General features: G+C 70.4%; 23 protein-coding genes. 14 read left to right on the forward strand and 9 right to left on the reverse strand.

The features are described from left to right. The first annotated feature begins 217 nt into the window (after window positions 1–217). The 8 genes from PHA84_RS17110 to PHA84_RS17145 all read left to right on the forward strand — a co-directional run bounded on the left by PHA84_RS17110 (window position 218) and on the right by PHA84_RS17145 (window position 6376). On the forward strand, window positions 218–403 hold the full coding sequence (locus PHA84_RS17110) for a hypothetical protein (protein WP_270889350.1): 186 nt from the start codon (window positions 218–220) through the stop codon (window positions 401–403). 104 nt (window positions 404–507) lie between these two features. Beyond that, on the forward strand, window positions 508–1629 hold the full coding sequence (ald, locus tag PHA84_RS17115; RefSeq protein ID WP_270889351.1) for an alanine dehydrogenase: 1122 nt from the start codon (window positions 508–510) through the stop codon (window positions 1627–1629). 38 nt (window positions 1630–1667) lie between these two features. Next, the gene (locus tag PHA84_RS17120; RefSeq protein WP_270889352.1) at window positions 1668–3197 is read left to right on the forward strand and encodes an ATP-dependent DNA ligase; all 1530 of its coding nucleotides are present in this window, start codon (window positions 1668–1670) and stop codon (window positions 3195–3197) included. Window positions 3198–3277: 80 nt separating this feature from the next. After that, window positions 3278–3466, forward strand: a complete 189-nt coding sequence (locus tag PHA84_RS17125; RefSeq protein WP_270889353.1) for a hypothetical protein — start codon at window positions 3278–3280, stop codon at window positions 3464–3466. A gap of 43 nt (window positions 3467–3509) precedes the next feature. Next, window positions 3510–3968, forward strand: coding sequence for a MarR family winged helix-turn-helix transcriptional regulator (locus PHA84_RS17130; protein WP_270889354.1), 459 nt, complete (start codon window positions 3510–3512; stop codon window positions 3966–3968). A gap of 7 nt (window positions 3969–3975) precedes the next feature. Continuing rightward, window positions 3976–5190: an MFS transporter gene (locus tag PHA84_RS17135; RefSeq protein WP_270889355.1), complete on the forward strand. Its 1215-nt coding sequence runs from the start codon at window positions 3976–3978 to the stop codon at window positions 5188–5190. 44 nt (window positions 5191–5234) lie between these two features. Then, window positions 5235–5999 carry a HipA family kinase gene (locus PHA84_RS17140; RefSeq protein WP_270889356.1) on the forward strand — a complete coding sequence of 255 codons (765 nt, stop codon included), beginning with the start codon at window positions 5235–5237 and terminating at the stop codon, window positions 5997–5999. Then, complete coding sequence (locus PHA84_RS17145) at window positions 5975–6376, forward strand: DUF3037 domain-containing protein (protein WP_270889357.1); 402 nt, start codon at window positions 5975–5977, stop codon at window positions 6374–6376. Before PHA84_RS17140 ends, PHA84_RS17145 begins: the two co-directional genes overlap by 25 nt. Window positions 6377–6425: 49 nt before the next feature. Here the strand turns inward: PHA84_RS17145 and PHA84_RS17150 are convergent, their stop codons facing one another. From PHA84_RS17150 to PHA84_RS17170, 5 genes are all read right to left on the reverse strand, one after another. Continuing rightward, window positions 6426–7244 carry a TrmH family RNA methyltransferase gene (locus PHA84_RS17150; RefSeq protein ID WP_270889358.1) on the reverse strand — a complete coding sequence of 273 codons (819 nt, stop codon included), beginning with the start codon at window positions 7242–7244 and terminating at the stop codon, window positions 6426–6428. Between the two features lie 49 nt (window positions 7245–7293). After that, window positions 7294–8067, reverse strand: a complete 774-nt coding sequence (locus PHA84_RS17155) for a sulfite exporter TauE/SafE family protein (protein WP_270889359.1) — start codon at window positions 8065–8067, stop codon at window positions 7294–7296. A gap of 76 nt (window positions 8068–8143) precedes the next feature. Then, a complete protein-coding gene (locus tag PHA84_RS17160) occupies window positions 8144–9361 on the reverse strand; it encodes an SPFH domain-containing protein (RefSeq protein ID WP_270889360.1) in 1218 nt (405 codons plus the stop codon). A gap of 4 nt (window positions 9362–9365) precedes the next feature. Further along, on the reverse strand, window positions 9366–9833 hold the full coding sequence (locus PHA84_RS17165; protein ID WP_270889361.1) for an NfeD family protein: 468 nt from the start codon (window positions 9831–9833) through the stop codon (window positions 9366–9368). 25 nt (window positions 9834–9858) lie between these two features. Next, complete coding sequence (locus tag PHA84_RS17170; protein ID WP_270889362.1) at window positions 9859–10677, reverse strand: ABC transporter ATP-binding protein; 819 nt, start codon at window positions 10675–10677, stop codon at window positions 9859–9861. A gap of 32 nt (window positions 10678–10709) precedes the next feature. Between PHA84_RS17170 and PHA84_RS17175 the strand changes: the two genes are divergently transcribed. Then, window positions 10710–11477 carry a hypothetical protein gene (locus tag PHA84_RS17175; protein ID WP_270889363.1) on the forward strand — a complete coding sequence of 256 codons (768 nt, stop codon included), beginning with the start codon at window positions 10710–10712 and terminating at the stop codon, window positions 11475–11477. A 35-nt stretch (window positions 11478–11512) separates the two neighbouring features. Here the strand turns inward: PHA84_RS17175 and glgA are convergent, their stop codons facing one another. Next, window positions 11513–12718: a glycogen synthase gene (glgA, locus tag PHA84_RS17180; protein WP_270889364.1), complete on the reverse strand. Its 1206-nt coding sequence runs from the start codon at window positions 12716–12718 to the stop codon at window positions 11513–11515. Between the two features lie 137 nt (window positions 12719–12855). On the opposite strand from glgA, the gene glgC reads away from it, so the two are divergent. The 5 genes from glgC (at window position 12856) to cphA (ending at window position 20079) form a co-directional block, all read left to right on the forward strand. Then, complete coding sequence (gene glgC / locus PHA84_RS17185; RefSeq protein WP_270889365.1) at window positions 12856–14109, forward strand: glucose-1-phosphate adenylyltransferase; 1254 nt, start codon at window positions 12856–12858, stop codon at window positions 14107–14109. After that, entirely contained in the window at window positions 14106–14924 is an 819-nt protein-coding gene (locus PHA84_RS17190; protein WP_270889366.1) for an LLM class F420-dependent oxidoreductase, read from the forward strand. The genes glgC and PHA84_RS17190 overlap by 4 nt, the downstream gene beginning before the upstream one ends. 168 nt (window positions 14925–15092) lie before the next feature. Continuing rightward, complete coding sequence (gene serB, locus PHA84_RS17195) at window positions 15093–16322, forward strand: phosphoserine phosphatase SerB (RefSeq protein WP_270889367.1); 1230 nt, start codon at window positions 15093–15095, stop codon at window positions 16320–16322. A gap of 16 nt (window positions 16323–16338) precedes the next feature. Beyond that, window positions 16339–17196, forward strand: coding sequence for a cyanophycinase (locus PHA84_RS17200; protein ID WP_270889368.1), 858 nt, complete (start codon window positions 16339–16341; stop codon window positions 17194–17196). Window positions 17197–17232: 36 nt separating this feature from the next. Then, window positions 17233–20079, forward strand: coding sequence for a cyanophycin synthetase (cphA, locus tag PHA84_RS17205; protein WP_270889369.1), 2847 nt, complete (start codon window positions 17233–17235; stop codon window positions 20077–20079). Between the two features lie 23 nt (window positions 20080–20102). Here the strand turns inward: cphA and PHA84_RS17210 are convergent, their stop codons facing one another. The 3 genes from PHA84_RS17210 to PHA84_RS17220 are packed head-to-tail and all read right to left on the reverse strand — an operon-like array spanning window position 20103 to window position 23843. After that, window positions 20103–22289 carry a tetratricopeptide repeat protein gene (locus tag PHA84_RS17210; RefSeq protein WP_270889370.1) on the reverse strand — a complete coding sequence of 729 codons (2187 nt, stop codon included), beginning with the start codon at window positions 22287–22289 and terminating at the stop codon, window positions 20103–20105. 44 nt (window positions 22290–22333) lie between these two features. Then, on the reverse strand, window positions 22334–23092 hold the full coding sequence (gene fabI / locus PHA84_RS17215) for an enoyl-ACP reductase FabI (RefSeq protein WP_270889371.1): 759 nt from the start codon (window positions 23090–23092) through the stop codon (window positions 22334–22336). 40 nt (window positions 23093–23132) lie between these two features. Then, the gene (locus tag PHA84_RS17220) at window positions 23133–23843 is read right to left on the reverse strand and encodes a beta-ketoacyl-ACP reductase (protein ID WP_270889372.1); all 711 of its coding nucleotides are present in this window, start codon (window positions 23841–23843) and stop codon (window positions 23133–23135) included. Window positions 23844–23918: the final 75 nt, after the last annotated feature.

A 23918-nucleotide genomic window follows, 5' to 3' on the forward strand; every position in this document is an offset into this window, starting at 1 on the left:
ACCGCGGGAGGCCCTCCCATGTCAGCCCATCAAAGCGACGAGTCGCACTCCCTCAACCAACGTGACCGGTCAGTACATCTAGCTGCCTCGCCGTCTTCTTCGAGCCGTCCCCACGAGGAGAGCCCACCTCATCCGTTCGGCCACTTCGGCTCGTCCGTCGGAGCGACCTCGGCGCGTCTCGCAGGGCATGGCACGAGGTCAGCTCTACCTTCGAATCGTGAGCAGTCACGCGACATACCGCACCTCCACCGCGCACCACCCACGGGTCCAGCGTGGCCCCGACGGCGGCTGGGTCTGGGCGTGCTCCTGCGGCGGTGCGTCGTGCCGGACCATCCGTCACGGCCTCCCCTGGAAGCAGGCCGTCATCGGCGCCCTCCTGCACTCGGCCACGGTCGCCCCCTGAGGGTCGCGCTCGTCGCCCTTGGCACCGACCGCCCCTGCTGGTGGTTGGCAGCGGGCCGCAAGTCCGCCATTGTTCGAGGACCACTGCGATCCAGGAGGCACCACATGAAGGTCGGCATTCCCCGCGAGGTCAAGAACAACGAGTACCGCGTCGCGATCACCCCCTCCGGAGTCCACGAGCTGGTCGTGCACGGCCACAAGGTCTTCGTCGAGCGGGGGGCCGGAGTCGGTTCCTCCATCCTGGACGACGACTACCGGGCGGCCGGGGCGAGCATCCTCGAGACCGCAGACGACGTGTGGGGCACCGGTGACCTCATCCTCAAGGTGAAGGAGCCGATCGAGCCCGAGTACGGGCGGATGCGCGAGGGACAGACACTCTTCACCTACCTCCACCTCGCCGCCGACAAGGCCCTCACAGAGGAGCTCGTGCAGCGGAAGGTGACCGCCATCGCGTACGAGACGGTCGAGCTCCCGGACCGCTCGCTGCCGCTGCTGGCCCCCATGTCGGAGGTGGCGGGCCGCCTCGCGCCGCAGGTCGGCGCGCACACCCTGATGCGGGCCCAGGGCGGACGCGGCGTGCTGATGGGCGGCGTCAGCGGGGTCTACGCCGCCAAGGTCGTCGTCATCGGCGCCGGTGTGTCAGGCATGAACGCCGCCGCGATCGCCCTCGGCATGCAGGCGGAGGTCCTCCTGCTCGACCGGGACATCGCCAAGCTGCGCCATGCGGACGCCATCTACCAGGGCCACTGCCAGACGGTTGCCTCCAACACGTACGAGATCGAGCGCGCCATCAGCGACGCGGACCTCGTCATCGGCGCGGTACTCGTCCCGGGTGCCAAGGCACCAAAGCTCGTCACGAACGAGCAGGTGTCCCGCATGAAGCCGGGGTCCGTCCTCGTCGACATCTCCATCGACCAGGGAGGCTGCTTCGAGGACTCCCGGCCGACCACCCACGCCGACCCCACCTACGAGGTGCACGGCTCGGTCTTCTACTGCGTCGCGAACATGCCCGGGGCCGTCCCACACACGAGCACCTACGCCCTCACCAACGTGACCCTCCCGTACGCCGTGGAGCTCGCCGACAAGGGCTGGCGCTCCGCCCTGTCCGAGAACCACCCGCTGAGCCTGGGGCTCAACACCCATGACGGGCAGGTCACGTACGCCCCGGTCGCGCAGGCTCACGGGCTTCCGTCGACCCCGCTCGGCACGATCCTCGGCGGGGGCTGAGCAAGGCGCCCGTCGGTCCCGCGCACTAGCCTCGACTGGTGCTCTTCGCCGACGTCGTGGCCGCCTCGAACACAGCCACCGCGACCAGGTCCCGGCTGGCCAAGACGCAGGCCGTCGCGAGCGCCCTGCGCTCTGCGGGCAGCGAGGAGGCGGCCACGGTCGCCGCCTACCTCTCCGGGGTCCTGCCCCAGCGCCGTGTGGGCGTAAGCTGGCGGGGCTTGTCGAGCCTGCCGACCCCTGCGGACAGCCCCGTGGCCACCGTCGCCGAGGTCGACCAGGCCCTGACCGCGCTGTCCGAGGTCAGCGGAGCGGGGTCGGGGGCCCTGCGTGCTGCTGCTGTGGGCACGCTCTTCGGCGGGCTCACGGCGGCGGAGCAGGACTTCCTGCGCGCCCTCGTGACCGGTCAGGTCCGGCAGGGTGCGCTCGACGGCGTGATGCAGGCCGCGATCGCCGCCGCAGCCGACGTTCCCGAGGCTGCTGTCCGCAGAGCGGTCATGCTCGCCGGCCACGCCGGACCGGTCGCACGCGCGGCTCTCGAGGGCGGCACGGCGGCCTTGGCGCAGATCGGCCTCGAGGTGGGCCGCCCCCTGCGCCCCATGCTCGCCGCGTCGACGCCAGACGTTGCAGCGGCCTGGGACCAGGTCGCCTCCCAGGACGGCGCCTTCGTCGACGGCAAGCTCGACGGGATCAGGCTCCAGGCCCACCGCGACGGGAACGACGTCCGGCTGTTCACCAGATCGCTCGACGACATCACCGACAGGCTGCCGGAGGTCGTGGAGGCGGTCCTGGAGCTCCCGGTCCGGCGGCTCGTCACCGACGGCGAGGCGATCGCCCTGGACGAACGAGGCCGGCCGCGGCCCTTCCAGGAGACCGCGTCGCGAACCATGAGCAGCGTGGGAGTGACCGAGCTCCGCGAACGCATCCCTGTCACGCCCTTCTTCTTCGACCTGCTCCACCTCGACGGCGAGGACCTGCTGGACGCTCCGGCGCACGAGCGTCTCGACCGCCTCGGCACTCTCGTCCCGGCCCGATGGCTGGTCCCCCGGGTGCGGGCGACCTCGGCCGAGGAGGCCCAGCAGTTCTTCCAGCGCCTCGTCGCCGACGGGCACGAGGGTGTCGTGGTCAAGTCGACGACCGCTGCGTATGCCGCGGGCCGACGCGGTGCGGGGTGGGTCAAGGTCAAGCCCCGACACACGCTCGACCTCGTCGTCCTCGCCGTCGAGTGGGGAAGCGGTCGCCGGCGGGGCTTCCTGTCCAACATCCACCTGGGAGCCAGGGACCCCCACAGCGGCGGCTTCGTCATGCTGGGCAAGACCTTCAAGGGCATGACGGACGAGATGTTGCAGTGGCAGACCACGCGCTTCCTGCAGCTCGAGACCTCCCGCTCGGGGCACGTGGTGCACCTACGCCCCGAACAGGTGGTGGAGGTGGCCTTCGACGGCATACAGACCTCCTCCCGGTACCCGGGCGGCATGGCGCTGCGGTTCGCCCGGGTGCTGCGCTACCGCGATGACAAGACCGCGGAAGAGGCAGACACGGTCGACACCCTGACGGCGTTGCGGACCTGAGCAGGCCCGTACGCCGTTGGCCGTATCAGCGGCCCTCTCACCCTCTCCTGAGAGCAGGAACATCCGGAGAGGGCAGAGAGATGACCACACGGCGGGCGACCAGGGCCGACATTGCGCACCACCACCCACGGGTACGCCGGGTCGGCTGCCAGGGCTGGGCCTGGCTCTGCGCCTGCGGTGGCGCATCGGGCCGGACCCCGCTGGCGTGCTCGACCTGGCGGGAGGCCGTCCTGGGAGCCCTGCACCACTCCGAGAACCTGGCGCCCTGACGCTCGAGTTGAACTACATAATGACGTTATATAAACTGCCGGCATGGACGAGCGGAGCACTGTCGGCAACGACCTGTTGCGGGCGGCTGCCAGGCTGACCCGGTGGGCCACCCGCAACGCCTCGTTCGAGGTTCCGTATGCCCAGGCGCGCCTGTTGGCCCTGCTGGACGAGCTCGGGCCGTCGAGGGTGAGCGCTCTGGCCGAGGCCGACCACAGCAGCCAGCCGAGCATGACCGCAGCCCTACAGCGCCTGGAGAGCCAGGGCTGGGCCCAGCGGGAACCCGACCCGAGTGACGCTCGGGCGACGTTGCTGTCGCTGTCCCGCGCTGGGCGCAAGGCCCTGTACGAGGTCCGAGCGGCCAGGCTGGACGCCCTGTCCCCCACGTTGGACGCCCTCAGCGACAGCGACATCGCCGTCCTGCGCGAGGCCATCACGGTCATGGAGTCCCTGGTCCATCCGGTCCCGGTCTCGACCACCCCCACCCTCCGAAAGGAAGCCTGAACCTCTCATGTGGCGCCAACCCAAGACCGTCTGGTCTGTGGCCTTCGCCTGTGTCATCGCCTTCATGGGCATCGGCCTCGTCGACCCCATCCTGAAGCCCATCGCGGACGACCTCGGGGCGACCGCGTCCCAGGTCTCCCTGCTCTTCACCAGCTACATGGCGGTCATGGGCGTCGCCATGCTCGTCACGGGCTGGGTGTCGAGCCGAGCGGGCGCCAAGCGCACCCTGCTGCTCGGCCTGCTGGTCATCATCGTCGGAGCGGGTCTCGCCGGTGCACAGGACTCGGTCGGCGGGATCGTCGCCTTCCGCGCCGTGTGGGGGCTGGGCAACGCGCTCTTCATCGCCACGGCCCTGGCCACGATCGTGAGCGCGGCCCGCGGCTCCGTCGGCCAGGCCATCATCCTGTACGAGGCCGCCCTGGGCGTCGGCATCGCAGCCGGGCCGCTGCTCGGTGGATGGCTCGGCGGCCACTCCTGGCGCTGGCCCTTCTGGGGCGTCTCCGCCCTCATGGCCGTCGCGGTCGTCGCGATCGTCTTCACGTTGCCGGCCACCCCACCGACCGGCCGTCGCAGCAGCATCACCGCGCCGCTGCGAGCCCTGTCCCACCGGGGGCTGCTGACGGTGGGACTGACCGCGCTGCTCTACAACTTCGGCTTCTTCACCCTCCTGGCGTTCACCCCGTTCCCGCTCGCCATGGGCGCCCACCAGGTGGGGCTGGTCTTCTTCGGCTGGGGCCTGCTGCTCGCCTTCACCTCCGTTGTCGTCGCGCCGCGGCTGCAGCGCCGTGTCGGGACCCTGCCGGGGGTCGTCGGTGCACTGCTCGGGTTCGCCGTGATCCTCGCGGTCATGGCGGTGGAGACGGAGCACAAGCCGGTTCTCGTGGTCGGGGTCATCCTGGCCGGAGCCTTCCTGGGCATCAACAACACCTTGATCACGGAGACGGTGATGAAGGTGTCGCCGGTGGAACGAGGGGTCGCCTCGGCCGCCTACAGCTTCGTCCGGTTCGGAGGTGGGGCGGTCGCCCCATGGCTGGCCGGAAAGCTCGGCGAACGGTCCATCCACGTGCCGTTCTGGGTGGGCTCGGGCGCCGTAGTGCTGGGCGTGCTCGTGCTGCTCACCGCACGCCGTGACATCCTGTCGATCGACGCGCAGCCGGGGCACGGAGCCGAGGCCGCCGACAGCCCGCTGGAGGCAGAGGCGGTCACCGTCGGCGACTCCTGACCTCGCGGGCGGTTCGCCAAGGGCGACGCCCTAGGCTGGCGCCCGTGCTCGACGAGATCACCGCGACTCGGTACGTGACCCCCCTCAAGGAGGGTGGCTCGCTGCCGGGCATCGTCGAGGCCGACGACCTCGGCACCTATGTGCTGAAGTTTCGCGGAGCCGGTCAGGGTCTGAAGGTCCTGGTCGCCGAGGTGCTCGTCGGTGAGCTGGCGCGCGCGCTGGGGCTGAACGTCCCCCGTCTCGCGGTCGTCGACCTCCAGGCGCCGATCGCCAAGTACGAGGCGGACGAAGAGGTCCAGGACCTGCTGACCGCCAGCCTGGGCCTGAACCTCGGCATCGACTTCCTGCCCGGCTCCTTCGGGTACGACGGCTCACGCCCACCGGACCCGCAGACGGCTGCCGAGATTCTCTGGCTCGACGCCTTCACGGCCAACGTGGACCGGACGTGGAGCAACCCCAACCTGCTGGTCTGGCACCGGCGGCCGTGGCTCATCGACCACGGAGCAGCGCTGTACTTCCACCACTCGTGGCCCGGTCGAGGCGCGCGACCCGAGCGTTTCGCCGCGCAGCCGTTCGACGCCAGCACGCACGTCCTTCGAGACGTCGCCGGTGACGTCCGCGAGGCGCATTCGCGCCTGGCGACGCAGGTCCCCGGCCTGCTCGACAGCGTGACGGAGGAGGTTCCCGACGCGTGGCTGGAGAGCGCACCAGGGCTGGACAGCCCTCACGCGGTACGCGCCGCCTACCGGGAGCACCTCCTTGCGCGGCTGGAGACCGTCGAGGTATGGCTGCCGGGGGGTGCGCCGTGAGCCTGTACGGGTACCAGTACGTCGTCCTGCGGTGCGTTCCCCGCGTGGAGCGCGAGGAGTTCCTCAACGTCGGCGTGGTGCTGTACTCCCAGAGCGCCGACTACCTCGAGGCGGAGTACCACGTCGATAGCGCTCGCCTCAGCGTGTTGGCGCCCGATCTCGATGCCACCGAGGTGGGCGAGGCCCTGGAGACGGTCTGCCGGGTATGCCGTGGGGACACCGGCGGCGGCCTGCCGAACCTGGGCAGCCTGGGACGTCGCTTCGGCTGGCTCAGTGCACCGCGGAGCACGGTCGTCCAGCCGGGGCCGGTGCACGGTGGACTGACGGCAGACCCCGCCGCCGAGCTGGCCGGCCTCGTCCAGCGGCTGGTGGGCTGACGGCTGGTCGGCTGACCGGCTGGTCGGCTAAGGACTGGTCGGCTCAGGGCTAACACTCGGCGGACGTTCGAAGGGCCCAGGCAGCCACGGCACCGGCGGCGGCGACGTTGAGGGAGTCCACGCCGCCGGCCATGGGGATGGTCACGGTCAGGTCTGCCGCTGCGAGGGTGCGATGGGACAGGCCGTCGCCCTCGGTGCCCAGCACCAGCGCCAACCGGTCCGGCGGCGCGGCCGCCAGCTCGTCCAGGCTGACGGCGTCCGCCGCCAAGGCGAGGGTGGCCACCGTGAACCCGAGCCGACGCAGGTCGGCGATACCGGCGGGCCAGGGGCCGATACGCGTCCACGGCACCTGGAACACCGTGCCCATCGAGACACGGACCGCCCTGCGGTACAAGGGATCGGCGCACCGGGGCGTCACGAGGACGACGTCGACCCCGAGCGCCGCGGCAGACCGGAACACGGCGCCGACGTTCGTGTGGTCCACGATGTCCTCCAGGACCAGCACCCGGCGGGCGCTGTCGAGGATCTCGTCCAAGGACGGCAGGACCGGACGGTGCATCGAGGCCAGGGCGCCGCGATGGAGATGGAAGCCCGTCAGCTGCTCGATCACCTCGGGCTGCCCCACGAACACCGGGACGCCGGACTCCTCTGCCTCGCCGACCAGGTCAGCCAGATCCGTGAGCCAGCGCGGTGCCATCAGGTAGCTGCGCGGTCGATGACCCGCGGACAGCGCCCGGCGGATGACCTTCTCCGACTCCGCGATGTAGAGGCCGCGCTCCGGCTCCGTACGCCGGCGCAGCGCGACGTCGGTGAGCGACACGTAGTCCGCGAGTCGCTCGTCGGTGGGAGTCTCGATGGGGATCGGCACGGCGAGCAGGCTAGAGCACCCACCACGCAGGCTCAGTCCCAGGTCGTGCTCAGCTGAACCAGATGATCTTCGTGATGCCGACGAGCCCGACGAGGATGATCACCGTACGCAGCGCCAGGGGTGGCAGCCTCCGCCCGACCCTGGCCCCGAGGAGCCCACCGACGAAGGCGCCGACGCCGATGAGCAGCGCGACCAGCCAGTCGATCCGTTCCCAGGCGACGAGCATGAACGTGGCTGCCGCCACGGCGTTGACGATGGTGCCGAGCACGTTCTTGAACCCGTTGAGGCGCTGGATCGGCTCACTCGACAGTGCGCTCAGCAGCCCCATGAGGATCACTCCCTGGGCCGCCCCGAAGTAGCCCCCGTACACTCCGGCCACCAGGACTCCGCCGGTCAGGGCGGGACCGTTCCAGGCAGCCGGAGGGATACCTGCCTCGTGTCTGGCCGCCGCCCGACGCTGGAGCGTTGGGCCGAGTACTACCAGTGCAAGGCCGAGCGCGATCAGCACGGGGACGATGGCCTGGAACGCCTCTGGTGGGAGTACGAGGAGCAGCACGGCACCGATCACGCCGCCCACCAGCGAGGCGGGGGCAAGCCGGGTCAGCGTCCGCCTCGAGCCCTCCAGCTCGCCGCGGTAGCCATGCACGGCCGTCACCCCGCCCGCCACGAGACCCACCGTGTTGGACACGTTGGCCACCACCGGCGGGTAGCCGAAGAAGAGCAGCGTCGGAAACGTGATCAACGTGCCGGAGCCGACGACGGTGTTGATCGTGCCGGCCGCCATTCCCGCCACCAGCACGCCCACGGCTTCTAGGACGGACACCGGGCAACCCTAACGAGGTGGCCCGCGCCGCTCCATTCAGGATGCCGCGCGGGCGACGCGCGGTGTCCCTCGTGGCCTACGCCGTCGGCGGCTTGGGCGGCCCCTCACCCTCGAAGGGTGCGATCGGTTCGGTCGGCGCAACGGGGTCGGCTGGCGTGCCGGAAGCGGTGTCAGCCATGGTGGCAGGCGCGGAGACCGGCGACTCGTACTCGGGCACCGCGTCGACCGGTGGTCTCGGCGCGGGCTGCACCCGCTGCACCGGTGCCGCGTGCTCGGTCGCCTCCTGGCTGGCCTTGCCCGCCATACCTCGCGCCTCGGCCAGCGCCTGTGCCGGGTCCTCGAGCACGGTGTCGTCGAACGCGTCCGCGAGCTCTCCCGGGTCGACCCACTCCTCGCCGTCGCCGCCGTCGGGGCTCGGCCCCTTGTCGGCGGCGCCGAGTGCTCCGCCGATCCCTCGTAGCGCGTCGGTGAGCTCGCTCGGGATGATCCACATCTTGTTGGCGTCGCCGCGGGCGATCTGCGGCAGGACCTGCAGGTACTGGTAGGCCAGCAGCTTCTGGGTCGGCTTGCCGCGGTGGATCGCGTCGAAGACCTGCTGGATCGCGCGCGCCTGCCCCTGCGCCTCCAGGATGCGCGCCTGGGCCGAGCCCTCGGCCCGCAGGATCTGGCTCTGCTTCTCTCCCTCGGCGGTGAGGATGTTGGACTGTTTGGCGCCCTCGGCGGTGAGGATGATGGCGCGGCGTTCACGCTCGGCCTTCATCTGCTTCTCCATGGACTCCTGGATCGACATCGGCGGGTCGATGGCCTTCAGCTCGACCCGGTTGACCCGGATCCCCCACTTGCCGGTCGCCTCGTCGAGGACGCCCCGCAGCTGGGCGTTGATCTGGTCGCGGCTGGTCAGCGTCTGCTCGAGGTCCAGCGAACCGATGACGTTGCGCAGCGTGGTGACGGTGAGCTGCTCGATGCCCTGGATGAAGTTGGCGATCTCGTAGACGGCCGACTTGGCCTCGATCACCTGGTAGTAGATGACGGTGTCGATGTTGACCACGAGGTTGTCGGACGTGATGACGGGCTGCGGCGGGAATGACACCACCTGTTCCCGCAGGTCGATGTTGGCGCGCACCTTGTCGACGAACGGCACGAGGAAGTGGATGCCGCCCTCGAGGGTCCTGGAGTACCGACCCAGCCGCTCGATGATGAGCGCAGTCTGCTGCGGGACGATCCGGATGGTCCGGAACAGGATGATGAGGACCAGGACGACCAGGACCAGCAGGACGACATAGCCAGGAGTCATGCTTTTACTCCGATTTCTGACCCACCGCGTCGCCGGTGACGATGGCGGTGGCCCCCTCGATGGATATGACCCGGACCTGTTGCCCGGGCTCACACACCGTGCCTGCGTCGCGGGTGCGCGCAGACCACGTCTCGCCGTTGAGCTTGATACGGCCCGCCGTCTCGGTCACCGGCTGGAGCACCCAGGCCGTGCGACCGACGAGGCTCGCCGCACCGATCCCGCCCGTTCCGGCGGGCACCATGAAGTGACGCTTGATGGGCGGACGAACCACGAACACGAGGACGACCGCGACGACCACCGCGACCAGGACCTGGGCGGCGAAGCCGGCACCCACCGCGGCGGTGGCCGCTCCAGCGACCGCACCTCCCGCGATCATGAGGAAGACGAAGTCCACCGAGGCGGCCTCGATCGCGACCAGAACCAGCGCCACACCCAGCCAGGCCACCCACGGGTTCTCCGAGAACCACTCCATCGCGTTCCTCCCTCGTCAGCTATCTCTATGACGCCGCGGCCGCGGCAACCGTTCCCGCGCCGACGCGGGCACGCGCCGTCCACCGGCCGCCACGACGCTCGAGCTCGAGCGGCATGCCGAAGGTCGCCGAAAGGTTGCCCTCCGTCAGCGTGATCTCCAGCGGTCCCTGGGCCACGACCTTGCCGTCGCGCAGGAGCAGGACGTCCGTGAAGCTCGGCGGGATCTCCTCGACGTGGTGCGTCACGAGGACCAGCGCGGGAGCGTCGACGTCTGCGGCCAGCTCCCCCAGACGGCGGACGAGGTCCTCGCGGCCACCCAGGTCCAGGCCGGCGGCCGGCTCGTCCAGCAGCAACAGCTCCGGATCGGTCATCAGGGCCCGTGCGATCTGCACGCGCTTCCGCTCACCCTCCGAGAGGGTGCCGTAGCTGCGGTCGGCCAGGTGGTCGGCGCCCAGGGCCTTGAGCAGCTCGGCGGCCCGCACATGGTCGAAGGTGTCGTACGACTCCCGCCAGCGGCCCACCACGCCGTACGACGCGGTGACCACCACGTTGTGGACTGCCTCGTCACCCGGTATGCGCTCGGCGAGAGCCGCGGACGCCAGCCCGATCCGCGGCCTCAGCTCGAAGACGTCCACCGCTCCCAGTACCTCGGAGAGCACACCAGCGACTCCGGACGTCGGGTGCATCCGGCCGGCCGCCAGCTGCAGCAGCGTCGTCTTCCCGGCGCCGTTCGGGCCGAGGATGACCCAGCGCTGCCCCTCCTCCACCTCCCAGGTGACGTCGTCGAGCAGCGTCGTCTGGCCCCGGACCACGGTCACCCCGGCGAACTCAAGGACGTCACTCATGCCACCGGACCCTATCGGCTTAGCATGACGCGGTGCCCGAACTGCCTGCGTCTGTGCGTCTTTCGCTGTGGACAACGCACGCCTGGGCGACCGGCGGGTCGGTGGAGGACGCCGTACGGCTCGCCATGCAGGACGTCGACCACGTCTCGGGTGACCTGGGCCGGCTGTCGCTGTGGCATGAGCTGGGCGAGCAGGCGCTGCTGGTTGCCCTGCCGGCGGCGGGTGACCTGACCGCCATGCCGGGCGCTTCTGCGGAGGCGCTCGGCGCGGCGGCGTCGGAAGGAGAGTGTGTCTACGTCGCGGGCCTCGGCGGCATGCTCGTGCCCAGGTTCTCGACCTTCGGCCATGAGCATCGAGGAGGCCTCGACACCGGCACTCGGGTCGACTGGGCGGCCTACGACGCGGACCCTGTCCCCCGGCACCGCGTCGAGGCCCTGGAGGCGTCACAGCTCGAGCGTCACCTGCGAGAGGAGCTCGCGGACGCCACACGCTCGCTCGAGGCGGTGGGAGGACAGCCGTTCTCGGGCGGCGCCGCACGGGAGCTGGCGGACGCCTCGCTGGGGGGTCGCTGGGGCCTGCCGGCCGGTCTGCCGGGCAGGGCGGCTCGCGTCATCGCGCTGGCGGGGACGGTCGGCGCGGTGGTGGACGTGGCTCTCGCCGCCGGCGACGGGTCACTGACCGCGGCAGCTGCCATGGCCCGCAACACCGTGTTGCGCCGTCTACAGCGCGCGGCCGACCGGGCTCTCGCGGATGCCACGAACGCGGCCTGCGCGGTGGTGGCCGGATGGCGACCAGGCTGACCCAGGGGTAGCAGGCACGGCCTGGACCAGGTGTGTCAGCCGACGGCCGACCGGTCGAGGACGTCGAGGTAGACCTGGCTGGTCTGTTCGCCGATGCTCGCCCAGGAGAACTCCTCGACCGCCCGGCGGCGGCCTGCCTGCCCCAGCTGCTCCGCCCGCGAGACGTCGCTCACGGCGTCGGTGAGCGCGCCCGCGAGGTCGCTGACGAAGCGGTCCGGGTCGAGCGGGATCCCGCTGCCGTCCTGCTTCTGGTCGATGGGCACGAGCCATCCGGTCTCGCCGTCGACCACGACCTCCGGGATGCCGCCCGTGGCCGTGGCGACCACTGGCAGCTCGCACGCCATGGCCTCGAGGTTGACGATGCCCAGGGGCTCGTAGATGGAGGGGCAGGCGAACACGGTCGCTGCGGACAGGAGCGCGACGACCTCGTTGCGTGGAAGCATCTCGGGAATCCACACCACGCCGTCGCGGCCCGACTTGAGCTGGTCCATCAGCCCTTCGACCTCGGCGAGGATCTCCGGGGTGTCGGGCGCCCCGGCGCACAGCACCAGCTGCACGTCGGGTGGGAGCTCGGCCGCCGCCCGAAGCAGGTACGGCAGGCCCTTCTGCCGAGTGATGCGGCCGACGAAGATGACGGACCTGCCGTCGGGGTCGACCCCGTGCCGTCGCACCGTCTCCACGTCGGGATGGCGTTGCCACAGCTGCGAGTCGATGCCGTTGTGCACCACCTTCACGCGCTCCGGGTCGATGTCCGGGTAGCTGCGCAGGACGTCCTGACGCATGCCCTCGCTCACGGCGACCACGGCGCCCGCCGCCTCGTACGCAGTCCGCTCCATGAACGACGACAGGCGGTAGCCGCCTCCGAGCTGCTCCGCCTTCCACGGCCGCATGGGCTCCAACGAGTGTGCGGTCACGACATGCGGCATCCCGCCCAGCAGTGACGCCACGTGGCCGCCGAAGTTGGCGTACCACGTGTGCGAGTGGACGAGGTCCGCCCCGACGCAGTCGCCGGCCATCGAGAGGTCCACGCCCATCGTCCTCACGGCGGCGTTCGCCTCCGCCAGGCCCGGTAGGTCGGCATACCCCGAGGTGCCCTCCTCGGCCACCGGCTCACCGAAGGCGCGCACCCTGGTGTCGATGTCACCGCGCTCGCGCAACGCCCGGACCAGCTCGGCCACGTGGACGCCCGCGCCACCGTAGATGTTGGGCGGGTACTCCTTGGTCAGGATGTCCACTCTCACGTCCGTGAGACTAGCCCGGCCGTGGTGCCGCCGCGAGGGGCGCAGCGGCGGGCCAGGTGCAGGTGCGGCGCAGCCCAGCGTGAGATTGGCCGCCTGGTGGGGTCGCCGCGGGGCCTGTCAGTCCCTAGGGTCTGAGCATGGCGTACCGATCGGGTGGACCCCAGGTGCTGGCGATCGTCCTGGCAGGCGGCGAGGGGAAGCGGCTGATGCCGCTGACGGCCGACCGAGCCAAACCGGCGGTCCCCTTCGGGGGCATCTACCGGCTCATCGACTTCGCGCTCAGCAACGTCGTGAACTCGGGCTACCTCAAGGTCGTCGTGCTAACCCAGTACAAGTCGCACAGTCTCGACCGGCACGTCACGAAGACGTGGCGCATGTCCAACATGCTCGGCAACTACGTCGCGCCGGTCCCCGCGCAGCAGCGCATCGACAAGAACTGGTACCTCGGCTCGGCGAACGCGATCTTCCAGAGCCTGAACCTGATCCACGACGAGCAGCCGGACATCGTCGTGGTGGTGGGCGCCGACCACGTCTACCGCATGGACTTCTCCCAGATGGTCACCCAGCACATCGAGACCGCTGCAGGCGTCACCGTGGCCGCGATCCGCCAGCCCATCTCCCTCGCCGACCAGTTCGGGGTCATCGAGGTGGACGGCTCGGACCACCGCAAGATCGGTGCGTTCCTGGAGAAGCCGAAGGAGCCCAAGGGACTGCCGGACTCACCGCAGGAGGTGCTGGCCTCCATGGGGAACTACGTCTTCGACTCGGACGTGCTGGTGGACGCCGTCACCCAGGACGACGCGCGTCCGGGAAGCAAGCACGACATGGGTGGCGACATCGTGCCCGCGTTCGTCGAGGAAGGTCGCGGCTATGTCTACGACTTCAAGGACAACATCATTCCCGGGGCCACCGAGCGCGACCAGGCCTACTGGCGCGATGTCGGCACCATGGACTCGTACTGGGATGCGCACATGGACCTCGTCTCGATCCATCCGGTGTTCAACCTCTACAACTACGAGTGGCCCATCTACACCGACTACGGGCCCTTTGCGCCTGCCAAGCTCGTCCACGGCGCTGCCGGAAAGTTCGGCGAGGCGCACAACTCCGCCGTCTCCCCTGGCGTGGTCATCTCTGGTGCGACCGTCACCAACTCGGTGTTGTCGCCGAGGTGCCACATCCACAGCGGCACCACCATCGACGACAGCGTCCTGCTCGACGGCGTCGAGGTCGGACGCGGCTGCACGATCACCAGGGCGATCATCGACAAGGGCGTCCTCGTGCCGGACGGCGCGGAGATCGGCGTAGACCACGAGCACGACAAGGAGAGAGGGTTCATGGTGACCGAGTCAGGACTGACTGTGGTGGCGAAGTTCCAGAAGGTCCCGCTATGACGGCAGCAGACCGGCCGGTGCGGGTCGGGGTGCAGCTCCAGCCTCAGCATGCCGAGTACGCGGCGATCCGGCGCGCCTGCGCAGAGGCCGAGGAGATCGGTGCAGACGTGGTGTTCAACTGGGACCACTTCTACCCGCTCTACGGCCAGCCCGACGGCGCTCACTTCGAGTGCTGGACGATGCTCGGCGCCTGGGCCGAGGCGACCGAACGCGTGGAGATCGGTGCACTGGTCACCTGCAACAGCTACCGGAACCCGCAGCTGCTCGCCGACATGGCCCGGACGGTCGACCACATCAGCGGTGGTCGGCTGATCCTGGGCATCGGCTCCGGCTGGTTCGAGAAGGACTATGACGAGTACGGCTACGAGTTCGGCACGGCCGGTGGACGCCTGAACGCCCTGGCCCGCGACCTTCCGCTGATCCGGGACAGGTGGACCAGGCTCAACCCACCACCGACCCGCGACATCCCGGTGCTGATCGGCGGTGGTGGGGAGCGCAAGACCCTTCGGATCGTCGCCGAGCACGCGTCGATCTGGCACGGCTTCGGGGACGCCCAGACCATCGCGCACAAGCATCAGGTCCTCGACGAGTGGTGCGCCAAGGTCGGCCGCGACCCTGGTGAGATCGAGCGCTCGGCCGGCGTCTCACCGCGGCCAGGTCGGCACCGCGAGGACGTCCCGGACTACGCCAGCGGCGCCGAGGCACTGTATGAGGTCGGCACGCGCCTGTTCACTGTGGGAATAGGCGGTCCGAAGTACGACCTGGCGCCACTGCGCGAGCTGGTCGACTGGCGGGACTCCCGCAGGGGCGCCTGAGCCGGCCGGCCGGCCCGAGGGCGCCGCCCGATCCGGCCGGCTCACCGGCGGGACCGCATGGATGTTCCGCCGGCAGCACAGCGACTGTTCGAATCTCGAAGAGTGGCACGACAACCGTATGGCGAGACTCAGCACAGCGGCCCCTGAGAGCGTCGATATCGTGGCGTCGTGCCCGAGCCGACCACCGAGGACGCCGAGTCGCTGCTCGTCACGATCAGCGGTGAGGACCGCCCCGGCGTCACCAGCGCGTTCTTCGACGCCATCGCAGACGTGGGCGCGGAGGTGCTGGACCTGGAGCAGGTCGTGGTCCGCGGACATCTGACGCTGGCCATGCTGCTGACCGGAGGGGCCCAGGACCGGCTGCGCGGCGTGGTCCAGTCGGTCGCGAAGTCCCTCGACCTCAAGGTCAAGATCAAGAGCGGCACGGGTGACACGAGACGGCGTCGCACAGGCCGGGCAGCGGTCGTCGTCCTCGGCGCACCCCTGCGCGCCAGCGGAGTCGCCGCCGTGACCGCGCGGATCGCCTCCCACGGCGCCAACATCGACCGGATCCGTCGCCTCTCCCGGTACCCCGTGACGACCCTGGAGCTCGACGTCTCGGGCGCCGACGTCGACCTGCTGCGCCGGGAGCTCGCGCTGGAGTCTGCGGTCCACGGCATCGACATCGCCGTTGCCGCCGGGGGGCTCGCGCGTCGCGGCCGCCGCCTGGTCGTCATGGACGTCGACTCCACCCTCATCCAGGACGAGGTCATCGAGCTGCTCGCCAGCCACGCGGGACGGCAGGCCGAGGTCGCCGCGGTGACCGAGGCAGCGATGCGCGGCGAGCTGGACTTCGCGGAGAGCCTGCGGGAGCGGGTGGCGGCGCTGCGGGGTCTACCCGTCTCGGTTCTCGACGACGTCCGTGCCGCGGTGCGGTTCACCCCGGGAGCCAGGACGCTGGTGCGGACGCTCAAGCGCCTGGGGTTCACGGTCGCGGTGGTGTCCGGCGGGTTCATCGAGATCGTCGGGGACCTCGCGCGGGAGCTGGACATCGACCATGCCCATGCCAACAGTCTCGAGGTGCGCGACGGCCTCCTCACCGGGCGCGTCGTCGGGGACGTCGTGGACCGCGCCGGCAAGGCGCAGGCCCTGAGGCGGTTCGCCGAGGAAGCCGGCCTTCCCCTTTCCCGCACTGTTGCCATCGGGGACGGCGCGAACGACCTGGACATGCTGGAGGCCGCGGGAATGGGCGTCGCCTTCAACGCCAAGCCGGTGGTCCGCGAGCAGGCGGACACCGCGGTCACGGTGCCCTACCTCGACGCGGTCCTCTACCTCCTCGGAATCACCCGCGAGGAGATCGAGGAGGCCGACGAGGCTGACGGCACGCCGACCCCCGCTCCGCCCCTGGCCACCGCGTGACTCCTAGGCTGACGTGATGGCAGCAACGAGACGGAGCACGCCCACCCTCTTCATCATCGGTGGAGCGGAGGACCGCGTCGGCAAGGCGACGGTCCTGCGCCGCTTCGTACGGCTTGCGGGCGGACGCCGGTCCATCATCGTGCTGATTCCCACAGCGTCGTCCTTCCAGGCCCAGGTGGGTGAGGCCTACACGGACGTCTTCACCAGGCTGGGGGCCCCGGCACCCATCGTCGTGAACCCGCAGAGCCGGACCGACGCCTACTCCCAGGAGTCCGTCGACCTGCTGGACGCCGCGACGGGGATCTTCATGAGCGGCGGCAGCCAGCTCAGGCTGAGCCAGCGGTTCCCCGGCACGCCGCTGGGAGACGCCCTGCATCGCGCTCACGAGCGGGGAGCCGTCATCGCGGGAACCTCGGCCGGCGCCTCCATCATGAGCCGATTCATGATCTCCATGGGCGACGAGGGCATCACGCCCCGCCAGCGGCACAGCCAGCTCAGTGCCGGGCTGGGCCTGCTCGAAGGGGTCATCATCGACCAGCACTTCGCCCAGCGGTCGCGGTACGGACGGCTGATGTCCATGGTCGCCGCCTCCCCCAACCTCATCGGCGTCGGCATCGACGAGGACACCGCGATCGAGGTCCGGGACCGCAGGACGTTCACCGTGCACGGCTCCGGTGCCGTGTTCGTCCTGGACTGCCGCGCCGCGACGTCGGACGCGCCGGATGCCCGCCGAGGTGCGCCCCTGATGGTCTCCGGTGCAGTGGTGCATTCGCTTCCGGCAGGCAGTACGTTCGACCTCGCCGAGGTGCGGCTCGTGGAGTTCGTCGAGAAGCACCCGGACGTCACCGTGGCCCTGGCCTCGGCCAAGGCCTGACCAGCCGCCTCGCATGTCCGACCGCTAGGAGTACCGATGGCTGATCGCCCCACCCCGACGGGACCGCCTGCTCCGGACCTGCGGATCGTCGAGTCACGGGTCTACCGCGGTGGGAACATCTGGTCCTACAACCCCGCGATCCACCTCGTGGTCGACCTTGGAGTCCTCGAGGGGTACCCGAGCGACTCCCTGGACGGGTTCACCGACGCGCTGGTGGACCTGCTGCCCGGTCTGAAGAACCACACCTGCTCGCGAGGGGTCAAGGGCGGCTTCGTCGAACGTCTCCGCGACGGCACCTGGCTGGGCCATGTTGCGGAGCACGTTGCACTGCAGCTTCAGCAGGAGGCCGGGCACGACCTGCGCCGTGGCAAGACCCGGGCCGTGAAGGGCCACGCCGGCCGGTACAACGTCATCTACGACTACACCGACGAGACGGTCGGGCTCGCCGCGGGCGAGCTCGCCGTGCGGCTGGTGAACCATCTGGTCCAGGCCGAAGAGGGCTTCGACTTCCCCGACGAGCTCGAGGCGTTCTTGCGACGGGCGCAACGGACCGCGTTCGGGCCCTCCACCGCCGCCATCCTCGAGGAGGCGGTGGCCCGGGACATCCCCTACATCCGGCTCAACGCCGCGTCGCTGGTGCAGCTCGGCCAAGGCGTCCACGCACAGCGCATCCGGGCCACCATGACATCCAAGACCGGGGCACTGGCGGTCGACATCGCCAGCGACAAGGACATGACGACACGGTTGCTGGCGTCCGCCGGGCTGCCGGTCCCCAAGCAGGAGACGGTCCGTAGCGCGGAAGGCGCCGTGGCGGCCGCGCGGCGGATCGGCTTCCCCGTCGTCGTCAAGCCGCTCGACGGCAACCACGGACGTGGTGTCTGCCTGAACCTGCAGTCCGACGACGAGGTACGTGACGGGTTCGCCACGGCGCAGGAGGAGTCCCGCCGTGGCCCGGTGATCGTCGAGTCCTTCGTCACCGGCCGCGACTACCGCTGCCTCATCGTCGGCGGACGGATGCAGGCCATCGCCGAGCGGGTGCCGGCCCACGTGGTGGGTGACGGCACCCATACGGTGGCCGAGCTGGTCGACATCACGAACGCCGACCCGCGTCGCGGTGTCGGGCACGAGAAGGTGCTGACCCGGATCAGGGTCGACGCGGCGGCCGAGCGGCTCGTCCGCGACCAGGGCCTCACCATGGAGGACGTGGCGCCCGAGGGGCAGATGGTCAAGCTGGCCCTGACCGGCAACATGTCGACCGGCGGGATCTCCGTGGACCGGACCTTCGACGCGCACCCCGACAACGTGGAGATCGCCGAGGAGGCGGCCCGCATGATCGGTCTCGACGTCGCGGGCATCGACTTCATCTGCCCCGACATCGCCTCGCCGGTGCGTGAGACGGGCGGCGCCATCTGTGAGGTCAACGCGGCACCGGGGTTCCGGATGCATACCCATCCGACCGTCGGTGAGCCGCAGTTCATCGCCAAGCCGGTCGTCGACCTGCTCTTCCCGCCCGGCTCCCCCTCCCGGGTCCCGATCGTCGCGGTGACCGGGACCAACGGCAAGACGACGACGTCGCGGATGATCGCCCACATCTTCAAGGGGATCGGCCGCAAGGTCGGCATGACCTCCACCGACGGGATCGTCATCGACGAGCGGCTCGTCTACAAGGCCGACGCCTCAGGGCCCCGCTCGGCCCGGATGGTCCTGCAGAACCCCAGGGTGGACTTCGCCGTCATGGAGGTGGCGCGTGGCGGGATCCTGCGCGAGGGGCTGGGCTATGACCGCAACGACGTCGCGGTCGTCACCAATGTCGCCCCCGACCACCTCGGCATGAAGGGGATCGACACCCTCGAGCAGCTCGCCGACGTCAAGGCTGTCGTCGTGGAGGCGGTGCCCCGCAGCGGTTTCGCGGTGCTCAACGCCGATGACGCCCTCGTCCGGAGGATGCGGCGCCGCTGTTCCGGCGGGATCGTCTGGTTCTCCTTGCAGCCGCCCGGGACCCCCGTGCGCGAGTTCATCGAGGAGGCCTGCCGACGAGGGGGCCGGGCCGTGGTGCTCGAGCCGACGGACCGCGGCGACATGATCGTCATCAAGCACGGCAGGCGGTCCATGCAGCTGGCGTGGACCCACCTGCTGCCGTCCACGTTCGGAGGCACTGCGAAGTTCAACGTGGCGAACGCCATGGCGGCGGCCGGTGCGGCCTTCGCGGCGGGCGCGGGACTGCACGAGATCCGTCAGGGACTGCGGACCTTCACGACCTCGTACTACCTGTCGCCGGGACGGATGAACCTCGTCAACGTCCACAACGTCGACGTCTTCGTCGACTACTGCCACAACGCGCCCGGTATGCGGGTGCTCGGCGAGTTCGTGGACGGGTATGCCGCCCAGAAGACGGGGCAGAGCGACCTCGGGAAGGTCTCGCGCATCGGCATGGTGTCCACGGCCGGTGACCGCCGTGACGACGACATGCGTGAGCTCGGGGCAATCGCGGCGCACCACTTCGACGTGGTCGTCGTCCGCGAGGACCAGCGGCTGCGCGGTCGACCGGCCGGCCAGACCGCTGCCCTCATCGCCGAAGGCGCCAAGGGTGAGATCGGAAAGGAGGGCGTGCGGTGCCGGCAGGTGGAGACCGTCCTGAACGAGGTGGAGGCGGTCCGACACTGCATGGCGAGGGCCAACCCTGGGGACGTCGTGGTGCTCTGCGTCGACCAGCACGCGGAGGTGCTGGCGGAGCTGGAGCAGCTCACCCACTCGGCGCAGGCCGGCGCGCACAACCCAGAGGGCACCGGAGATCCCGACCTCGACCCGGCGGAGCTGCAGTCCGAGGCCCAGCAGTCCGGTGACGAGGCGGCCGTTCCCGAGAGCGACTCGGCCACCGTCTGACCGACCAGAGCCGGTCCCGGACGTCAGCGGGGACGCAGCTCCTCGGCATACGCGTGCAGGGCCCGCTGGTAGCTCAGGGTGTCCTCGTCGCCGGCGTGGTGGAGCAGCGTGTCGACGAGGTCGGCCACGGCCTGGTCGGCGCGGCCGATGTCGACCGCAGCCAGCGCGCGGAACGCCGCCACGGCCGCGCTGCCCGGGCGCTCGCCGCTCAGCTCGGTGAGGAGCTCGTAGGCGGCCTCCGGCTGACCGGTGACCCGCAGGCTGGAGGCGAGCTGGATCCTCGCGCGGTGCCGGTGCGGCTCGCGCAGCCCTGTCGCCAAGCACTCCCGGTAGAGCGGGATCGCGTCATGCTCCTTGCCGGCGGCGTCGAGCGCGCAGGCCAGCTCGTACATCAGGCGACCGTCCGACGGATGCCGCCGGTGCAGCGCCGCGGCAGCCTCTACGCGGGCCTGGTCCTCGCCGAGCTGCCAGACCTCGGCAATGGCGGCCTCGAGCTCGTGCTCCCCGCGTGAGGCGACGACCTTGCGCCGGATGTCCTGCGGCCCGTCGGCGGTCGCCCCCTGCGACTCCAGCCACTCGATGACCTGCGCCCTCTCGGCGTGGCACATCAACGCGACGACATCGCCGTCGGCGGCTCCCGGGACGAGGGCCTGCAGCCCCGCGAGCTCGGTGCCGTAGGACTCGATGTCCGAGACGCCCGCGCGCGCGAGCCCTGCCCGCAGATGCTGCTCGAGATCCTGCATCGTCCGTCCGCGCAGGTAGTGAGCCTTGTGGGCGGCCACCACGCGGTCGGCGCGCAGGCCCGCGAGCTCGCCCATGGCCTCGAGGAGGTCGTCCGTGCGGTCACCGGCCAGCCCCAGACCGAGGTGCACCTGCCCGCCGGATGCCGTCAGGCCGCGGGCGACGTCGAGCAGCGCCTCGAGGCCGGCCTCGTTGTGGGCCAGGTCCACGATCACCGTGATGCTGCCGCCGTCCGGGCGGGGCAGCGTGTACGTGTTCATCCGTCCCGGGTTGAGCCGGCCGTCCGGCACGAAGGTGCGCAGGCCCTTCACCACCGCGTCCCGGGGCAGCCCCACCCCGAGTGCCGCGGCCGTGGCGGCGAGGGCGTTGGCCATGTTGTGCTGCGAGAGCCCCGCCATGGTGGCGGGCACGTCGAGGATGCTCACCAGGCGGTCCGGGTCCTGACCGTTCTGGAGCACGGTGAGGTGCCCGTCCAGGATCGTGAGGGCCCTGCCCCCGAGGTCCAAGGACTCCCGCACCGCAGGCGAGTCGGCGCGCAGCGTGAACACCCAAGGACGCGCCTTGATGCCCGCCCTCATGGCCCAGACGCGGGGGTCGTCCCCGTTGAGCACCACCCAGCCGGTCGGGCGCGTCGCCTTCGTCACGATCGCCTTCACCTCGGCGAGCTGGTCGACCGTGTCGATGCCCTGCATGCCGAGATGGTCGGCCGACACATTCGTCACCACGCTGACGTCGTTGGACGAGACGCCCATCCCCTTGAGCAGCATGCCACCCCGGGCCGTCTCCAGGATGCCCAGCTGGACCCCCGGCGAGGTCAGCACGCCGCGCGCGCCCGCGGGACCGGAGTAGTCCCCCGGCTCCACCATCTCGCCCTGCACGACGATCCCGTCGGTCGACGACCAGGCGGTGCGCAGCCCGGCCGTCATCCCGATATGGCCCAGCAGGCGGGTCGTGGTCGTCTTGCCGTTCGTCCCCGTCACCGAGACGACCGGGATGGTGGGGCGCAGGACGGAAGGGCGGTCTCCCGGCTCCGCCTGGCTGACAGCCCTGGCCTGCTGCTCGACGACGTCACGTCCCTGCAGCCACGCCTCGAGGACGGGTGCGACGGAGGCACCCAGCGCGTGGGCACGTCCCCGCCTGCGCCACACGAACGCGACGACGACCTCTTCCGGTAGGCCCCCCGGCCGGGTCCGGACCCCCAGCCGGGTGGTGCCGCTCGCCGTCGCCACGCGGCGTACTGCTCGTTCGACGACACGCATGACGAACCGCTGACGCTGCTCCGTCCCTGGGGCGCCCGGGCGCGCGCCTCGCATCCCGATCCGCCGGGCAAGCTCGGACAGCGACGCCTCGCGTGCTGCCAGGTAGCCCGGCAGCTCCAGGCTCACCTTGGTGGCGGGCTTGCCGAAGTAGAGGTTGGGACCCTCCAGGAGCCGCATCTCGGTCACGGCGACAGCGGTCTCCGACGTCATGCCGGGAGCCTAACGGCGGCAGGGGGCAGAACCGAGACGGTGCCCTACTGGCCCATCGCGTGGACGCCACCGTCGACGTGCACGATCTCGGCCGTCGTGGCGGGGAACCAGTCGGACAGCAGCGCCACACAGGCCTGGGCAGCGGGAAGCGCGTTGTTGACGTCCCATCCCAGGGGCGCCCGCTGCCCCCAGGTGTCCTCGAAGGTCTGGAACCCCGGGATCGACTTCGCGGCCGTGGTCCGGATGGGGCCGGCCGCGACGAGGTTGCACCGGATCCCCTTGGGCCCGAAGTCACGTGCGAGGTACCGGTTCGTCGACTCGAACGCCGCCTTGGCGACCCCCATCCAGTCGTACACCGGCCAGGCGTACTTGGCGTCGAAGGTCAGCCCGACGATGCTGCCGCCGCCCTGCATCAGGGGCAGGGCGGCGACCCCGAGAGCCTTGAGGGAGTAGGCGGAGGCGTGCATCGCCGTTGACACGTCCTCGAACGTGCCCTCCAGGAAGTTGAACGCCCCCTGCGGCGCGAAGCCGATCGAGTGCAGCACCCCGTCGAGGTGGTCCACGTGCTCGCCGACCCGCTCTGCCAACGAGTCGAGGTGGCCCTGGTCGGTGACGTCGAGCTCTACCACCGGTGGAGTGGTGGGCAGGCGCTTGGCGATGGTCTGCGTGATCCGCATGGTGCGTCCGAAGGACGTCAGCACCACCTCGGCGCCCTGCTCCTGTGCCAGCTTGGCCACGTGGAAGGCGATCGAGGAGTCCATCAGGACTCCGGTGACGAGCAGCTTCTTGCCCTCGAGGAGCATGGTCGGGTCTCCGATCTCGTGAGGTGAGGGAGGTCGTGGGTCAGTGACCCATGCCGAGGCCGCCGTCGACGGGGATCACCGCGCCGGTGATGTATGCCGCGTCGTCGGACACCAGGAAGCGGACGGCGGCCGCAACCTCCTCCGGCTGGGCGAACCGCCCTGCAGGAATGCTGGCCTGGTAGGCCTTCTTGCGGTCGTCGGGCAGATCGGCGGTCATGTCGGTCTCGATGAAGCCCGGGGCCACCACGTTGGCCGTGATGCCACGACCGCCGAGCTCACGGGAGATCGAGCGGGCCAGCCCCACGAGGCCCGCCTTGCTGGCGGAGTAGTTGGTCTGGCCTGGGGACCCGTAGAGCCCCACCACGCTCGAGATGAAGACGATCCGGCCGCGGCGCTGACGGATCATCCCCTTGACCGCACGACGGGCGCAGCGGAAGGCGCCGGCCAGGTTGGTGTCCAGAACGGTGTCGAAGTCCTCGTCGCTCATCCTCATGAGGAGCTGGTCCCTGGTCACTCCGGCGTTCGCCACCAGAACGTCCACCGGAGCACCCAGGAGGCTCTCGGCGTCGGTGAAGGCCTGGTCCACCGAGGCGGTGTCCGTCACCTCGCAGCGGACCCCCTGGAGCCCCTGTGGCGGCTCACCGGACCGGTGCGTGACCACGACCTGGTGGCCGGCGTCCGCGAGGGTGGTGGCGATGCTCAGCCCGATGCCCCGGTTGCCGCCGGTGACCAGGACGTTGCGGGCTGTCATGCGTCTCCTTCCGCCGTGCTGTCGTCGACGCGAGCGACCCTATCGACTACCGATCGGTACACCGCATCCGAAGGC

The organism is Pedococcus sp. 5OH_020 (assembly GCF_027812955.1).
GTDB lineage: Bacteria > Actinomycetota > Actinomycetes > Actinomycetales > Dermatophilaceae > Pedococcus.

Excerpts from the sequence above, each read along its gene's own strand:
- PHA84_RS17170 (WP_270889362.1), bottom strand. The coding sequence starts at position 10,677 with ATGAGTGACGTCCTTGAGTTCGCCGGGGTGACCGTGGTCCGGGGCCAG.
- PHA84_RS17160 (WP_270889360.1), bottom strand. The coding sequence starts at position 9,361 with ATGACTCCTGGCTATGTCGTCCTGCTGGTCCTGGTCGTCCTGGTCCTC.
- PHA84_RS17200 (WP_270889368.1), top strand. The coding sequence starts at position 16,339 with ATGGCAGCAACGAGACGGAGCACGCCCACCCTCTTCATCATCGGTGGA.
- PHA84_RS17125 (WP_270889353.1), top strand. The coding sequence starts at position 3,278 with ATGACCACACGGCGGGCGACCAGGGCCGACATTGCGCACCACCACCCA.
- PHA84_RS17220 (WP_270889372.1), bottom strand. The coding sequence starts at position 23,843 with ATGACAGCCCGCAACGTCCTGGTCACCGGCGGCAACCGGGGCATCGGG.
- PHA84_RS17130 (WP_270889354.1), top strand. The coding sequence starts at position 3,510 with ATGGACGAGCGGAGCACTGTCGGCAACGACCTGTTGCGGGCGGCTGCC.
- PHA84_RS17210 (WP_270889370.1), bottom strand. The coding sequence starts at position 22,289 with ATGACGTCGGAGACCGCTGTCGCCGTGACCGAGATGCGGCTCCTGGAG.
- glgC (WP_270889365.1), top strand. The coding sequence starts at position 12,856 with ATGGCGTACCGATCGGGTGGACCCCAGGTGCTGGCGATCGTCCTGGCA.
- PHA84_RS17190 (WP_270889366.1), top strand. The coding sequence starts at position 14,106 with ATGACGGCAGCAGACCGGCCGGTGCGGGTCGGGGTGCAGCTCCAGCCT.
- ald (WP_270889351.1), top strand. The coding sequence starts at position 508 with ATGAAGGTCGGCATTCCCCGCGAGGTCAAGAACAACGAGTACCGCGTC.
- cphA (WP_270889369.1), top strand. The coding sequence starts at position 17,233 with ATGGCTGATCGCCCCACCCCGACGGGACCGCCTGCTCCGGACCTGCGG.
- fabI (WP_270889371.1), bottom strand. The coding sequence starts at position 23,092 with ATGCTCCTCGAGGGCAAGAAGCTGCTCGTCACCGGAGTCCTGATGGAC.
- PHA84_RS17145 (WP_270889357.1), top strand. The coding sequence starts at position 5,975 with ATGGCTGCCGGGGGGTGCGCCGTGAGCCTGTACGGGTACCAGTACGTC.
- PHA84_RS17135 (WP_270889355.1), top strand. The coding sequence starts at position 3,976 with ATGTGGCGCCAACCCAAGACCGTCTGGTCTGTGGCCTTCGCCTGTGTC.
- PHA84_RS17165 (WP_270889361.1), bottom strand. The coding sequence starts at position 9,833 with ATGGAGTGGTTCTCGGAGAACCCGTGGGTGGCCTGGCTGGGTGTGGCG.